The organism is Microbacterium tumbae, assembly GCF_054780175.1.
Map to the genome: position 1 here is coordinate 800907 of NZ_BAAGWV010000001.1, position 14733 is coordinate 815639.

The window sequence follows — 14733 nt, forward strand, 5'->3', positions numbered from 1 at the left end:
GGCATGAAGAGCTTCACCGACCGCCACGGCATGTCCTACCCGTTCCCCGCCCCCGAGACGGAGGCGCAGGTGCGTGCCGACGACCGCGGCCACGTGTTCCACTCGTGGAGTGCGCAGGCCCTGATCGATCCACTGCCCGTCGCCACGGGAGAGGGATCGACGTTCTGGGACTACCAGGGCAACGCCTATCTCGACTTCTCGAGCCAGCTGGTCAACCTGAATCTCGGGCATCAGCATCCCGACCTGGTCGCCGCGATCCAGCGGCAGAGCGGGCGTCTCGCGACGATTCAGCCGTCGATCGCGAACGACGTACGGGGCGAGCTCGCGCGCCTGATCGCCGAGGTCGCCCCCGAGGGACTCGAGAAGGTCTTCTTCACCAACGGCGGCGCCGAGGCGAACGAGTACGCAGTGCGCATGGCCAGGCAGTTCACCGGCCGCCGCAAGGTGCTGTCGATGTACCGCAGCTACCACGGATCCACCGCGACGGCGATCTCGCTGACCGGCGACCCCCGCCGCTGGGCGAACGACGCCGTCGATTCCGGCACCGTGCGCTTCTTCGGGCCGTACCTGTACCGCTCGTCCTTCCACGCCGAGACCCCGGAGCAGGAGTCCGAACGCGCGCTCGCGCACCTCGAGCAGACCATCCAGCTCGAAGGCCCGCAGACCATCGCGGCGGTCATCATCGAGACGGTCGTCGGCACGAACGGCGTGCTCATACCGCCGCCCGGGTATCTGCAGGGCGTCCGCGACCTCTGCGACCGCTACGGCATCGTGTACATCGCCGACGAGGTCATGGTCGGCTTCGGGCGGCTGGGGGAGTGGTTCGGCATCGACGCCTTCGACGCCCATCCCGACCTGATCACCTTCGCGAAGGGAATCAACTCCGGATACGTGCCGCTCGGGGGCGTGGTGATCTCCGACCGCATCGCAAGCGCCTTCGACACGATGGCGTTCGCGGGCGGACTGACCTACTCGGGACACCCCCTCGGCTGCGCCGCGGGCATCGCCACGTTCGAGGTGTTCCGTCGCGACGGCATCCTGGAAAGGGTGCGCGACCTCGGCGAGCGCGTCGTCGAGCCGACGCTGCGCTCGTGGGTTGAAGACCACCCGAGCGTCGGCGAGGTGCGCGGCCGCGGATTGTTCTGGGCGGTCGAGCTCGTGCGCGATTCGAGGACCCGGACGCCGCTGGTGCCGTTCAACGCCTCCGGCACGGATGCGGCGCCGATGGCGGCGTTCGCCGCGGCAGCCAGGAAGATGGGGGTCTGGACGTTCACGCACTTCAACCGGGTGCACATCGCCCCGCCATTGGTGATCGAGGAAGAGGAGCTCGCACGTGGACTGGCGACGATAAGCGCGGCTCTCGCCGTCACCGACGAGGCGGCGGAGCGCTGACCCGCCGCCGTTCCTCCCGGCGGGGTCGTCACGTCGAGCCGCAGCCAGCCCCTGCCGACGACGACGGAGCGCCTGATCCGACCTCGCCATCGTCGTGCGACGTCGAACCGAAGCCAGTGAAGAGAACCCTGTTGGTTCCCGTGCCGCGGCATTTCGGGACCGCACACCGCCCAGGCGCTCACCGACGCGTATCGCGCCACGGCGGTGCAGGCCATCGACCGATGGTCCCCTGAGGCCCGACTACAGGAGTGAGACGCCGCTGATCACGCAGCAGCGACGCCGAAGCGGTCCTGAAGGGTGATCCCGGGGTGCTTGGCGCGGAGAACGCCACGGTGCCACAGTCCCGGTTTCCCCTCGCCAGGAACCTAGAATCCCTGGCGAGGGGCTACCTTCATCCGGTGCGCGAGGGGGGACTTGAACCCCCACGTCCTTGCGAACACTGGCACCTGAAGCCAGCGCGTCTACCTATTCCGCCACTCGCGCGAGCGTCTCGTTCCGGAGAACTCAACTTCCCGAGGATATCACGCGGCACACGACGCAAGAAATCACTCTGCGAGCGAGACATCACCGGTGCGGTGGTTTCTCGCGGCGGGAGCGGTTTCTCGCCATCGACGGCCCGGAACTCGCCGATGACGGCCCGCCGGCACCGCGGAATCTCGCGGGTCGACGCCCTCGAAGGGGCGTATTTCCAGGACACCTGGCTACGATGTACCCACCGGTCGGCATGCCAGAGGAGCCCAGTGGGACTACTTGACAGCTTTGAGAAGGGTCTCGAGCGCGCTGTGAACAGCGCCTTCGCGAAGACCTTCCGCAGCGGCATCCAGCCGGTGGAGATCGCCTCCGCGCTCCGTCGCGAGGCCGACACGAAGGCCGCGATCGTCAGTCGCGACCGCATCATCGCGCCCAACAGCTACATCGTCCGGCTCAGCGCGGACGATGCGGAGCGGATGCAGTCGCTGGGCGGCGCCCTCATCGACGAGCTGCACGCGCTGCTCACCACGCACGCGAAGACCCAGGGCTACAGCTTCGCAGGCCCGCTCACGATCGCCCTCGAGGCCGACGAACGCGTCGCGACCGGGACGGTGCGGGTCGGATCGGGCACGATCGAGGGCCGCGTCAGCTGGACGGCCGTCGTCGACGTCGACGGCCGCAGGCACACGATCACCCGCTCCCGCACGGTGATCGGGCGCGGCAGCGACGCGGACATCACCATCGCGGACGCCGGCTCCAGCCGCCGCCATGCGGAGATCCTCTGGGACGGCGAGCGTGCCATGATGCGCGACCTCGGCTCGACGAACGGCACGAAGGTCGACGGAGAGAAGGTCCGCGAAGCGCGCCTGGCCTCCGACTCGACGATCACGATCGGACGCACCGACCTGGTCTTCCGCATCGTCCCGGTCGCCGCTCCCCGGCGGGGCGACGACGCCACCCGCGCCTTCGGGGTGACGCCGTGAGCGAACTCGTCCTGCTCCTGCTGCGCATCGGCTTCCTCGTCCTGCTGTGGCTCTTCGTCTTCGGCGTGATCTACTCGCTGCGCGCCGACCTGTTCGGTGTCCGCGCCCGCAAGCTCCCCGCCGAGGCCGCCGCCGGCGCTCCCGCGGCGGCCGCGACTCCGGCGGCATCTGGAACCACGGCCAAGCCGGCATCCCGACCGGCCGCCTCCGGCCCCGCGACGGCGAACAGCGTGACCCGGCTCGTCATCACCTCCGGGCCGAAGGCGGGCATGGAGATCCCCCTCGCCGCCGAGGCGATGACCATCGGCCGCTCCAGCGAATCCGGCCTCGTCATCCGCGACGACTACACCTCCAGCCACCATGCGCGCCTCATGCTGCGCGGCGGCACCTGGACCATCCAGGACCTCGACTCCACCAACGGCACCTTCCTCGCCGGCAAGCGCCTCGCAGGCGTGCCCGTCGCGGTCTCCATCGGCACTCCCATCAAGGTGGGCGCCACGACCTTCGAACTGCGGGCCTGAGCGCGGCATGGTCTTCGAGGGCTCGAGCGCCGCGATCTCCCACACCGGGAAGGTCCGCTCCAACAACCAGGACTCCGGGTACTCCGGCGCCAACCTCTTCGCCGTCGCCGACGGCATGGGAGGCCACGCCGGCGGCGATGTCGCCTCCAGCATCGCGATCCAGCGTCTCGAGCCGTTGGACAAGGCCTACGGCTCCACCGACGACGCCCAGGCGTCCCTGCAGGCGGCCGTCACCACCGCGGCCGGCGACCTCATCCGCGCCGCGAAGGAGCGCCCGGAGCTCGCCGGTCTCGGCACCACGGTCAGCGCGATCATCATGGTCGACGAGTACGCCGTCATCGGACACATCGGCGACTCCCGGATCTACCTCTTCCGCGACGACGAGCTGACCCAGATCACCACGGACCACACCTTCGTGCAGCGCCTCGTCGACTCCGGCCGCATCACGCCGGAGGAGGCCCGCTACCACCCGCGGCGCTCGGTCCTCATGCGCGTGCTCAGCGATATGGACAACGATCCAGAGCTGGACATGTTCGTCATGCACACCCAGCCCGGCGACCGCTGGCTACTCTGCTCGGACGGCCTCTCCGGCGTCGTGGACGAGCTCCACATCGCCAAGGTCATGCGCCAGGGACTCGCGCCGGGACGCACGGCGGACACCCTGCTGAAGCAGGCCCTCGACGGCGGCGCCCCCGACAACGTGACCATCGTGCTCGTGGACGTCGGCGGACAGCATCCGGTCTCCTCCGGCACCGCGACCGTCGTCGGGTCCGCCTCCAACCCGTCCGGCGTGCTCATCCCCGCCGCCCGACCTGGGCGCTCCAGCTGGCTGCACCCGGTGCGTCAGGCCGCGAACGATCCGACGCACTACGAGCCGGCCGCGGATTACATCGAGGAGCTCATCGAGGAGGACCGCCGCCGCGCACGCCGCCGACGCGTGGGCTGGATCGCCGCTCTCCTCGTCGCCCTCCTCGCCCTCGCCGGCGCCGGCGTCCTCGCCTACAACTGGACGCAGACCCGCTACTACATCGGCGCGGACGAGGACAGCGTCGTGATCTTCCAGGGCGTGCAGCAGAACATCGGCCCGATCACGCTGTCGACGGCGATCGAGGACACCGACGTCCTCCTCGCCGATCTGCCGCCCTACCAGCGGGCGTCCGTCGAGCGCACGATCAACGCGCGCTCCCTCTCCGACGCCATGGCGATCGTCGAGCGCCTGCGCGCGGGGGCGGATGCCGTCACCGGCGAGACCTCGACGCCGACCCCGGCCCCCACCCCGACCGAGGGGGACGGATGAGCACCGACGTCACGGCGGACACCGCCGTCCTCAAAGCCCTCAAGCGGATGCGGATGCCGCAGACGCAGCGCAACCGGGAGTTCTGGCTGCTCCTGTTCGCCTGCGCGCTCAGCGGTGCCGCGCTGACGCTCGTGCAGCTCGGCGCGCTCGGCCTCATCGACCCGATGATCCTCTTCATCGGCGGCGGCCTCGCCGTCCTCGCCTTCGCGCTGCACGTCGTGCTGCGGATCGTGGCCCGCGACGCCGACCCCTTCGTCCTGCCGATCGCGACCATGCTCACCGGCCTCGGCATCGCGATGATCTACCGCATCGACATCGCCGAACGCCTCACCGGGTGGAACGCCTACTCCTCGAAGCAGCTCGCGTGGACGGCGATCTCGCTCGCGGGAGCGATCGCCCTCGTCATCGCGCTGCGCAACTACCGCATCCTCTTCCGGTACACGTACCTCTTCGGTCTCGCCGGCATCCTTCTCCTCCTGCTGCCGTTCGTCCCCGGCCTGCGCGTCGACGAGGCCAACGCCGACGTCTGGGTGTCGCTGGGCGGCTTCATCTCCTTCCAGCCGGGAGAGCTCGCGAAGATCTGCCTGGCGATCTTCTTCGCCGGCTACCTCGTGCGCACGCGCGAGAGCCTGACCTCGGTGGGCACGCGCTTCCTCTGGATGACCTGGCCGCGGATGCGCGAGCTGGGCCCGGTGATCGTCGTCTGGCTGGTCTCGCTCGGCATCATCGTCAGCCAGCGGGATCTCGGCACCGGCGTGCTGATCTTCGGCATGTTCATCGCGATGCTCTACGTCGCCACGGGCAAGACGAGCTGGGTGCTCATCGGCCTCGCCCTCGTCGTGGCCGGCGTGCTCGCCGCGACCCAGATCCTCAGCTACGTCCGCGGGCGCTTCACGAACTGGCTGGACGCCTTCAACCCCGAGATCATCGAGGCCCAGGGCGGCAGCTACCAGCTCGTGCAGGGCATCTTCGGCCTCGCGCACGGGGGCCTCCTCGGCACAGGGCTCGGCCAGGGGCGGCCGCAGACGACCCCGCTCGCGCACAGCGACTTCATCATCCCCAGCCTCGGCGAGGAGCTGGGACTGATCGGCCTGTTCGCGATCCTCTGCCTCTACATGGTCTTCATCAGCCGGGGCATGCGCATCGGCATGGCGGGCCAGGACGACTTCGGCAAGCTCCTCGCCACCGGGCTGTCGTTCACGATCGCCCTGCAGGTCTTCATCATGGTCGGCGGCGTCACGAGGGTCATCCCCCTGACCGGCCTCACCACGCCCTTCCTCGCGGCCGGAGGCTCTTCGCTCGTGGCCAACTGGCTCATCGTGGCCGTCCTGCTGCGCATCTCCGACGGCGTGCGCAGCCAGCCGAGGGTGGTGATCGGATGAGCGTTTCGACCCCTCGCCTCGCCTCGCTCGCTCGGGACGGCGCTCGCTTCGCCCGCTCGACGAGCGGGCGCCGGGTGGTGATCGGATGACCAAGGAGCTCAGAAGGCTCAGCCTCGTGATGCTGGCGATGTTCCTGTCGCTGTTCATCGCGACGAGCTGGATCCAGGTGGTCGAGGCCGACAGCCTGGCCCAGAACAAGGAGAACACCCGCACCCGGCTGGACAGCTACGAGATCCAGCGCGGCTCGATCATCGTCGACGGGACCCCGATCGCCTACTCGGTGCCGAGCGACGACCGCTACGCCTACCAGCGCGCCTACACCGACCCCGCGATGTGGGCGCCCGTCACCGGCTACTTCAACCCCGTCCTGGACTCGCGCACGGGCATCGAGCGCGCCCTGAACGAGGAGCTCTCCGGCACCGGCGCCGGCGCCTTCCTCGCGGAGATCGAGCGGATCGTCTCCGGCCAGGACCAGACCGGGTTCAGCGTCGAGCTGAGCCTGGACGCCGACGCCCAGCGTGCGGCCTACGAGGCCCTCGAGGGGCTCGAGGGGGCCGTGGTCGCGATCGAGCCGTCCACCGGACGCATCCTCGCGATGGCCTCCACGCCCGGCTACGACACGAACCTCCTCGCCGCGCACGACGCGGATGCCGTGAACAGCACCTACGAGGAGCTCAGGGACAGCGCCTCGAACCCGCTCTACAACCGCGCCATCGCCGGCTCCCTCAACCCGCCGGGATCCACCTTCAAGGTGGTGGTGGCCTCCGCCGCCCTCGCGACCGGGGACTGGACGATGCAGTCGACGGTGCCGAACCCGGCCAGGTACACGCTGCCCGGCACCACCACCCAGATCTCGAACGCGGGCGGCGGCACCTGCGGTCCAGGCGCGACGGTGACCCTCGCCGACGCGATCCGGCTCAGCTGCAACATCCCGATGGCGCAGATCGCCGTGTCGATCGGCGACGGCGCGATCCTGGAGATGGCGGAGAAGCTCGGCTTCAACACGTCGTTCGACACGCCGATGTCCTCCACCGCGTCGACCTACCCCGAGGGCGGGCTCAGCGACGACAAGACGGCCCTGACCGGCTTCGGCCAGGGCGACGTGCGTGCGACGCCGCTGCAGATGGCGATGGTCTCGGCGGCGCTCGCGAACGGCGGCGTGGTCATGAATCCGCGGATGGTGGATGCCGTGATCGGCAACGACCTCTCGGTCGTCACCGCCTCCGAGGACACCGAGTTCGGACGAGCGATGTCGGCGGAGGTCGCCGACGCCGTGACGGCCGCCATGGTCGCGAGCGTCTCATCCGGAGCCGCGTCTAATGCGAGAATGGACGGGGTCGACGTGGCCGGCAAGACGGGTACGGCGGAGAACGGCGACACGCAGCCGTACACGCTGTGGTTCACAGGCTTCGCGCCGGCGGATGATCCGCAGGTCGCGGTGGCGGTCGTCGTCGAAGACGGCGGTGGTAGGGGTCAGTCCGGAACCGGCAATTCGCTTGCCGCTCCGATTGCGAAAAAGGTCATTGAGGCGGTGCTGAACTAATGAGGCCGACGCAGGGTGTGTCGTTCGGTGGGCGCTACGAGCTGCTGTCGCGGATCGCGATCGGCGGCATGGGCGAGGTCTGGGAGGCGACGGATCACGTCATCGGACGTACCGTCGCGATCAAGATCCTCAAGGACGAGTACATGGGCGATCCGGGCTTCCTGGAGCGCTTCCGCGCCGAGGCCCGCCACGCCGCGCTGGTCAATCACGAGGGCATCGCCAGCGTCTTCGACTACGGCGAGGAGAACGGCAGCGCCTACCTCGTGATGGAGCTCGTGCCCGGCGAGGCGCTCTCCACGATCCTCGAGCGCGACGGCGCGCTCAGCGCCGACAAGACCCTCGACATCGTCGCCCAGACGGCCTCGGCGCTGCAGGCCGCGCACGCCGCGGGTCTCGTGCATCGCGACATCAAGCCGGGCAACCTCCTGATCACGCCCGACGGGCGCGTCAAGATCACCGACTTCGGCATCGCCCGCATCGCCGACCAGGTGCCGCTCACCGCGACCGGGCAGGTCATGGGCACCGTGCAGTACCTCTCGCCGGAGCAGGCATCGGGCCACCCGGCGTCCCCCGCGACCGACACGTACTCGCTCGGCATCGTCGCCTACGAGTGCCTGGCGGGCAAGCGTCCCTTCACCGGGGAGTCGCAGGTCGCGATCGCCATGGCGCAGATCAACGAGCAGCCGCCGCCGCTGCCGCCCACCGTGCCGATCCCGGTGCAGAACCTCGTCATGGCGATGATCGCGAAGAAGCCGGCCGACCGGCCGTCGTCCTCCGCGACCGTCGCCCGCGCCGCGCAGGCGCTGCGCCGCGGCGACCTCAACTCCGCGGCCATCGCCGTCCCCGCGATCGCCTCCGGCGGTGTCGCGGGAGCGGACGACGACGCGACCCGCCTCCTCACCGCGACGAGCGACGACGGGGCGACGCGCATCCTTCCCACCACCGCGCAGCTGCCGACAGACGAGGCCGCCGCAGAGGGCGAGAAGAAGAAGCGCAGCCCCTGGACGTGGCCGCTCATCGCGCTGATCGTGATCCTCGTGATCGCCGTGGCCGGGACGGTCTGGGCGCTGCTCTCCAACCAGGACGGAGAGCCGGCTCCGATCGAGACCACCACGTCGTCCGGTCCTCCCACGCCGGTGAACACGCCCACCGAGGAGCCGACGGACGATCGCATCAACGTCGACTCGCTGGGACTCGGCGGCATGACGTGCCAGGAGGCGGAGGATGCGGCAGCGGCCGTCGACCTCGAAGTGAACTGCGTCACCGGCAACGTCGCGGCCGAGAACGCCGATCAGGTCGGCAAGGTCCAGAAGGTCGAGCCGGCGGGCATGGTCGAGCCCGGCTCGCTGCTGACCCTGACGCTCTACGGCGAGCAGGTCTCGATCCCCGCTCCGACCAACGCGCCCACCTTCAGCGGTACGCCCGTCGAAGGCGAGACCATCACGCTCAACTGGACGAACTACACCTGCCCGTCGGGCGCGTCCTCGCTGAGCAGCTACGAGGTGACGCTCACCAACGCGACCTTCTCGGACGGCTCCGCCAGCATCGGTTTCGCGGCGAACGTCCGCACCACCGAGATCACGGTGGACGAGGGAACCGCTGGTCAGGTCGTCACGGCCACGTACCGCGCGTTCTGCGGAGGAGATCGTCCGTCCGGGAACTCGCCCCAGGGGCAGTCGCAGCAGATCACGGCGCCGGATGCCGGCGACGACAGCAGCGGCGACAGCAGCGGTGAGGATGCCGGTGCCGAAGGCGCCGAAGGGTAGCCTTGGGTCGAGCATCAAAGCAGTAATCGCAGGGGGTTTCAGGTGTCCACAGAGCCACGCATCCTCGCGGGCAGGTACCGCGTGGACGAGCTCATCGGCCATGGCGGCATGGCCAGGGTCTACCGCGGCTACGACCTGACCCTCGGGCGCGACGTCGCCATCAAGATCCTCGACCCCGAGCTCGCGCGCGACACCGCCTTCCGCACGCGTTTCCGCCTCGAGGCGCAGGCGGCGTCGCGCATGTCGCATCCCTCGATCGTGCGCGTCTTCGACGCCGGCGAGGACACGACGGGCACGAACGAGCAGCCCGTGCCGTACATCGTCATGGAGCTCGTCGAGGGGGTGCTGCTCAAGGACATCATCGCCCAGGGACCCGTTCCGGTCGCCGACGCGGTGAGGTACGTCGACGGCATCCTCGAGGCCCTGGAGTACTCGCACAAGGCGGGCGTCATCCACCGCGACATCAAGCCGGGCAACGTCATGGTGACCCCCAAGGGCACCGCGAAGGTGATGGACTTCGGCATCGCCCGCGCGGTCTCGGACTCGTCGTCCACGGTCGCCGAGACGACGCAGATCATCGGCACCGCCGCGTACTTCTCCCCCGAGCAGGCCAAGGGCGAGCCTGTCGACGGCCGCACCGACCTCTACTCCACGGGCATCGTGCTGTACGAGCTGCTCACCGGACGTCAGCCCTTCCGCGGCGACTCCCCTGTCGCGGTCGCCTATCAGCACGTCAGCGAGACGCCCGTCCCGCCGACCGAGGTGAACGAGCTCTCTCCCGGAGCGCTCGACCCGATCGTGCTGCGCGCCCTCGCCAAGGATCCCTACCAGCGGTATCCGGATGCCGCGAGCTTCCGTGCCGCGCTGGACGCCGCGGCCGGAGGAGGGAAGGCGCCGAGCAAGAAGCAGATCGGCGCGCTGACCAGCGAGCTGTACGGTCCGAACCCGCGTGCTGCGCAGGAGACCGCCCGGTCGCTGCGCCAGCTCTCCACGGACACCACCATGACGCGCACGCAGTCGGGTCCGCCGGTCGCGTGGATCTGGGCCGGCGTCGCGCTCATGGCGGTCCTGCTGGCCTCCGTGCTGTTCTGGGTCGTGACCGTGCAGGCGCCTCCCGTCGAGACCTCCTCGCGCACCGTGACGGACGTCAGCGGTATGACCTACGAACGCGCTGAGGAGATCCTGGAGGACCTCGATCTCACCGCGACGCCCATGCAGGAGGCGAACTCCGACGTGGCCGAGGGCAACGTCATCCGCACGGATCCGAAGAGCGGGACCACGGTCGAGAAGGGGACCGAGATCACGGTCTACGTCTCCAGCGGCGAGGAGAAGGTCGAGGTCCCGATGCTGGTGACCCTCTCGCAGAAGGACGCCGAGACGGCGTTGGAGAAGGCGGGGCTGGAGCTCGGCACCGTGCGCCAGCAGAACGACAAGGACCAGGAGGCCGGCCGCGTCCTCGAGGCGAGCGTCGAGGACGGCACGGAGGTGTCCCCGGGAACGGTCGTCGACCTCGTGGTCGCGAGCGGCAGGGTGACCCTGCGGGACCTGACCGGGTTCTCGGTGGACGCCGCGACGCAGGAGCTGGACAGCCTGGGCCTCAGCGCGGATCCGAAGGAGAACCCGGACTGCTCCGCCGCGGAGTCGCCCGGCGTGGTCTCGATGTCCCTGGCCCCCGGTGACGTGCCGGTGCATTCCACGGTCGAGCTGCGCTACTGCACCGGGGAGTGAGCTCCCCCGCACCCGCTCGTCGAGCGAGCCGCTTCCGCCCGCTCGTTGAGCGGCGCAGCCTCCTTCCACCCGCACGTCGAGCGAGGACGGCGCAGCCTCCTTCACCCCGCACGTCGAGCGACGACGGCGCAGCCTCTTTCACCTCGCTCGTTGAGCGACGACGGCGCAGCCGACCGAGTCGAAACGCAGTCCGCGACAAGACCCGTTTCGACTCGCCTCCGGCTCGCTCAACGAACGGAAGGGAAAAGCGGCCCGCTCAACGAACGGGAGGGGACCCGGCCCCGCACACAATCCCTCACGTTGAGCGAGGACGGTGCAGCCTCTTTCGTCCCGCTCGTCGAGCAAGGACGGCGCAGCCGACCGAGTCGAAACGCAGTCCGCGACAAGACCCGTTTCGACTCGCCTCCGGCTCGCTCAACGAACGGAAGGGAAAAGCGGCCCGCTCAACGAACGGGAGGGGACCCGGCCCCGCACACAATCCCTCACGTCGAGCGAGGACGGTGCAGCCTCCTTCCCCCGCTCGTTGAGCGAGGACGGCGCAGCCGACCGAGTCGAAACGCAGTCCGCGACAAGACCCGTTTCGACTCGCCTCCGGCTCGCTCAACGAACGGAAGGGAAAAGCGGCTACTCAACGAACGGGAGGGGACGCGGGCCGCTCAACGAACGGGAGGGGACGCGGGCCGCTCAACGAACGGGAGGGGACGCGGGCTCAGCGCGCGAGCGGGCTCAATCCTGCCGAGCGGGCGACGGCGTCCGCGTCGCCCGCCAGGGCGAGCCAGTTCGCCAGCAGGCGGTATCCGCCCTCCGTCAGCACGCTCTCCGGATGGAACTGCACGCCGAGGATCGGCAGCTCCCGATGCGCGATCGCCATCACCGTTCCCCCCTCCGCACGCGCCGTGACGACGAGCTCGGGCGGCAGCTCCGCCTCGGCGAGCGCCAGCGAGTGATAGCGGCCGGCGGCGAACGGCGAGGGGATGCCGTCGAACAGCGCTGACGAGTCGTGCTCGACCTGCGACACCATGCCGTGCAGCAGCTCTGACGCCTCCGACACCTCGACGCCGAACGCCGCGCCGATCGCCTGATGCCCGAGGCACACCCCGAGCAGAGGCATCCGCCGCCCTGCGGCGAGCCCCGCGATCGCGACGGAGGCCCCGGCCTCCCGCGGTCGGCCAGGACCGGGCGAGAGCAGCACGGCGTCCTGCGCGGAGAGCATCCCCTCGAACGCCGCCTCGTCCGCGGCATCCGCCTCGACGACCGTGACCTCGGCGCCCAGCTCGCGGAGATAGCCGACCAGGGTGTGCACGAAGCTGTCGTGGTTGTCCACGACGAGCACGCGCACGGTCATTCCAGATCGACCTCGCCGGGGGTGATGTACGGGCTCACCCAGGGGAACACGTAGAAGAACAGCCCGTACAGGATCGCGGCCACGACGACGAGCAGGATGAGCAGCCGCAGCCACCACGGGCCGGGGAGGAGACGCCAGATCGCTGCGTACATCGGATGCTCCTAGAGGGACGGGGAGGCGACTTCGTCGACGGGCGCCAGGGAGTCGGGCGCGCCTTCGGCACGGGGCTGGAAGCCCTCGAACACACCGTAGGCGACGATGCGCTCGGCGAGCGAGTAGAGGGGGGAGCAGGCGGTCAGCGTGATGTAGCGCTCACCGGTGGAGACCGACGGCATCTGCGGGACGTCCAGCAGCACGTCGACCTCGCTGGGCTTCACGTACTCCAGGGTGCGGAACCGGTAGGTGTACCAGCCTTCGGGCGTCTCCACGACGATCGCATCGTCGAGCTTGAGCTTGTCGAGCTGGTTGAAGGGCTTGCCCCAGGTGGTGCGGTGGCCGGCGAGGGCGAAGTTGCCCACCTCGCCGGGCATCTTCGACTGGGTGTAGAGACCGATGCCGATCTTGTCGAGGGTCACCGAGCGGCTCGTCCCCCCGGCGATCTTGACGCTGTAGTCGTCACCGAACCGGGGGATGTGCATCAGTGCGAACTCCTCGCCGTCGCCCGGATGCTCGAGGATCGGCGGCTCGTACCAGGTCGTGCCGGACTCCTCGTCGGTGATGAGCGGCGGCAGCTCAGGAGTGGGCATCTCCGCCCACTCCTGGGAGACCTCCGCCCCCTCGGCGTTGTGCTGAGCGCTGATGATGAAGTCGCCGATCCACATCTGCCAGGCGACGAACAGCAGCACGACGACGCCGGCGGTGAGCAGGAGCTCCCCGAGCACGCTCGTGACCGTCGCCCTCGAGCGCCGGCGATTCTTGCGCGAGCGTCGCGAGTCGGGCACGGCGGTTGCAGTCACAGGCGTGATCCTATCCCGTCAGGATGTGCGCACGCCGCCGGGAGCGCACGCGGATCCGGACTCTGGAGAACACAGCCCGCATGGGTAGAATGTCGGCATGGCACGAGACCGCAAGAGCGAAGAGCCCGTCGTCGAGCGCACCGAGGGTGAGCAGGCGCCCAACGCCGTGTGGTTCAAGCCCGTCATGGTCGGCTTCATGCTGCTCGGCCTCGCCTGGATCCTGGTGTTCTACATCTCGAACATGCAGTGGCCGATCCCCGGCATCCAGTCCTGGAACCTCGCCATCGGCCTCGGTATCGCCCTCATCGGCTTCCTCATGACGACGCGCTGGCGCTGACGCCCGCACCTCGTTCGACGAAGAGCCCCCGCCGATCGGCGGGGGCTCTTCGTCTTCCGGAGTTATCCACAGTTCCATCCACAGGCTGGGGAGAATTACACCGGTGTTATTCACACCCCCATGACGAGGGGCGGGACGAAGGCGACGAGCAGCACCAGGACGACAGCGACACCGACGAGCCAGAGGATCTGAGCCCAGCGCCGGTCGCGACGGCGGGTGCGGGTGAGGATGAACGCGATGACGATGCCGACGACCGCCCCGCCGATGTGCGCCTGCCAGGCGATGTTGAATACGGGGATGAAGCCGATCACGAGGTTGATGCCCAGCAGCACCAGGATGCCGGTGACGTTCGCGCCCAGATGCCGGCCGATGATCAGCAGGGCGCCGAAGAGCGCGAAGATCGCACCGGAGGCGCCGACCGTCGAGACGCTGGGGGCGAGGCACGCGACGGCGACCGAGCCGCCGATCGCGCCGAGCACATAGAGCGTGAGGAAGCGCCAGCGTCCGAGCATCGGCTCGAGGGTGCGCCCGATCACCCACAGCGAGAGCATGTTGAAGCCGACGTGGAAGATGCTGCTGTGCACGAGCGCAGCGGTCAGAAGACGCCATGGCTCGAAGATGCCGCCGTTGTATGCGGGGTAGAGGTAGCCGGCGTTGAAGAGCAGCTCGCTCCGCAGCGCAGGGCCGAGCCCCGGGATCAGGCCCAGCAGCCAGAAGAACGCCGTGACGCCGACGATGGCGTAGGTCACGACCGGCGTGCCCGTGGCCGGCGCGAGCACGGCGCCTCTGCCCCAGCGACGCTGCGCGCGCTTCTGCGCAGGAGTGCGGTTCTTGCGCTCCTCCTTCATGCACTCCGGGCAGATGACGCCGACAGCCGCCTGCGTCTGGCACTCGGGGCAGATGGTGCGCATGCACCGCTGGCAGAGCACGAAGCTCTGCCGATCCGGATGCCGATAGCAGTAGTTGTCGCGATTGCTCGTGAACTCAGGGCTCGTCATCCGGATCGGCTCGC

13 protein-coding genes and 1 tRNA gene are annotated in these 14733 nt (G+C 69.3%); 9 read left to right on the plus strand and 5 right to left on the minus strand.

Annotated features, from left to right (window positions below; all coding sequences use genetic code 11):
- Positions 1-3: 3 nt before the first annotated feature.
- On the plus strand, positions 4-1392 hold the full coding sequence (locus ACYVGQ_RS03715; protein WP_460783177.1) for an aminotransferase class III-fold pyridoxal phosphate-dependent enzyme: 1389 nt from the start codon (positions 4-6) through the stop codon (positions 1390-1392).
- Positions 1393-1791: 399 nt separating this feature from the next.
- Here the strand turns inward: ACYVGQ_RS03715 and ACYVGQ_RS03720 are convergent.
- Positions 1792-1875 (minus strand) — tRNA-Leu (locus tag ACYVGQ_RS03720).
- 257 nt (positions 1876-2132) lie between these two features.
- Here ACYVGQ_RS03720 and ACYVGQ_RS03725 point away from each other — a divergent pair.
- The 7 genes from ACYVGQ_RS03725 to pknB all read left to right on the plus strand — a co-directional run bounded on the left by ACYVGQ_RS03725 (position 2133) and on the right by pknB (position 11083).
- Complete coding sequence (locus ACYVGQ_RS03725) at positions 2133-2846, plus strand: FhaA domain-containing protein (RefSeq protein WP_460783178.1); 714 nt, start codon at positions 2133-2135, stop codon at positions 2844-2846.
- Positions 2843-3367, plus strand: coding sequence for an FHA domain-containing protein FhaB/FipA (locus ACYVGQ_RS03730; protein WP_460783179.1), 525 nt, complete (start codon positions 2843-2845; stop codon positions 3365-3367). The genes ACYVGQ_RS03725 and ACYVGQ_RS03730 overlap by 4 nt, the downstream gene beginning before the upstream one ends.
- A gap of 7 nt (positions 3368-3374) precedes the next feature.
- Positions 3375-4664 carry a PP2C family protein-serine/threonine phosphatase gene (locus ACYVGQ_RS03735; protein WP_460783180.1) on the plus strand — a complete coding sequence of 430 codons (1290 nt, stop codon included), beginning with the start codon at positions 3375-3377 and terminating at the stop codon, positions 4662-4664.
- Positions 4661-6046: an FtsW/RodA/SpoVE family cell cycle protein gene (locus tag ACYVGQ_RS03740; RefSeq protein WP_460783181.1), complete on the plus strand. Its 1386-nt coding sequence runs from the start codon at positions 4661-4663 to the stop codon at positions 6044-6046. Before ACYVGQ_RS03735 ends, ACYVGQ_RS03740 begins: the two co-directional genes overlap by 4 nt.
- An 85-nt stretch (positions 6047-6131) precedes the next feature.
- A complete protein-coding gene (locus ACYVGQ_RS03745) occupies positions 6132-7589 on the plus strand; it encodes a peptidoglycan D,D-transpeptidase FtsI family protein (RefSeq protein WP_460783182.1) in 1458 nt (485 codons plus the stop codon).
- Positions 7589-9355 (plus strand): protein kinase domain-containing protein, encoded by a 1767-nt coding sequence (locus tag ACYVGQ_RS03750; RefSeq protein ID WP_460783183.1) that lies wholly within the window; start codon positions 7589-7591, stop codon positions 9353-9355. The genes ACYVGQ_RS03745 and ACYVGQ_RS03750 overlap by 1 nt, the downstream gene beginning before the upstream one ends.
- 42 nt (positions 9356-9397) lie before the next feature.
- Positions 9398-11083, plus strand: a complete 1686-nt coding sequence (pknB, locus tag ACYVGQ_RS03755; protein WP_460783184.1) for a Stk1 family PASTA domain-containing Ser/Thr kinase — start codon at positions 9398-9400, stop codon at positions 11081-11083.
- Positions 11084-11792: 709 nt separating this feature from the next.
- Here the strand turns inward: pknB and ACYVGQ_RS03760 are convergent.
- Genes ACYVGQ_RS03760 through ACYVGQ_RS03770 form a run of 3 tightly spaced genes read right to left on the minus strand, consistent with a single transcriptional unit; the run spans position 11793 to position 13384 of the window.
- Positions 11793-12428, minus strand: a complete 636-nt coding sequence (locus tag ACYVGQ_RS03760; protein WP_460783185.1) for an anthranilate synthase component II — start codon at positions 12426-12428, stop codon at positions 11793-11795.
- Positions 12425-12580 (minus strand): hypothetical protein, encoded by a 156-nt coding sequence (locus tag ACYVGQ_RS03765; RefSeq protein WP_460783186.1) that lies wholly within the window; start codon positions 12578-12580, stop codon positions 12425-12427. Before ACYVGQ_RS03765 ends, ACYVGQ_RS03760 begins: the two co-directional genes overlap by 4 nt.
- Positions 12581-12589: 9 nt before the next feature.
- Positions 12590-13384: a class E sortase gene (locus ACYVGQ_RS03770; protein ID WP_460783187.1), complete on the minus strand. Its 795-nt coding sequence runs from the start codon at positions 13382-13384 to the stop codon at positions 12590-12592.
- Between the two features lie 97 nt (positions 13385-13481).
- Here ACYVGQ_RS03770 and ACYVGQ_RS03775 point away from each other — a divergent pair, with 97 nt between their 5' ends.
- Positions 13482-13721: a cell division protein CrgA gene (locus tag ACYVGQ_RS03775; RefSeq protein ID WP_460783188.1), complete on the plus strand. Its 240-nt coding sequence runs from the start codon at positions 13482-13484 to the stop codon at positions 13719-13721.
- Between the two features lie 110 nt (positions 13722-13831).
- Here the strand turns inward: ACYVGQ_RS03775 and ACYVGQ_RS03780 are convergent, their stop codons facing one another.
- Entirely contained in the window at positions 13832-14719 is an 888-nt protein-coding gene (locus ACYVGQ_RS03780; protein ID WP_460783189.1) for a rhomboid family intramembrane serine protease, read from the minus strand.
- Positions 14720-14733 lie beyond the last annotated feature (14 nt).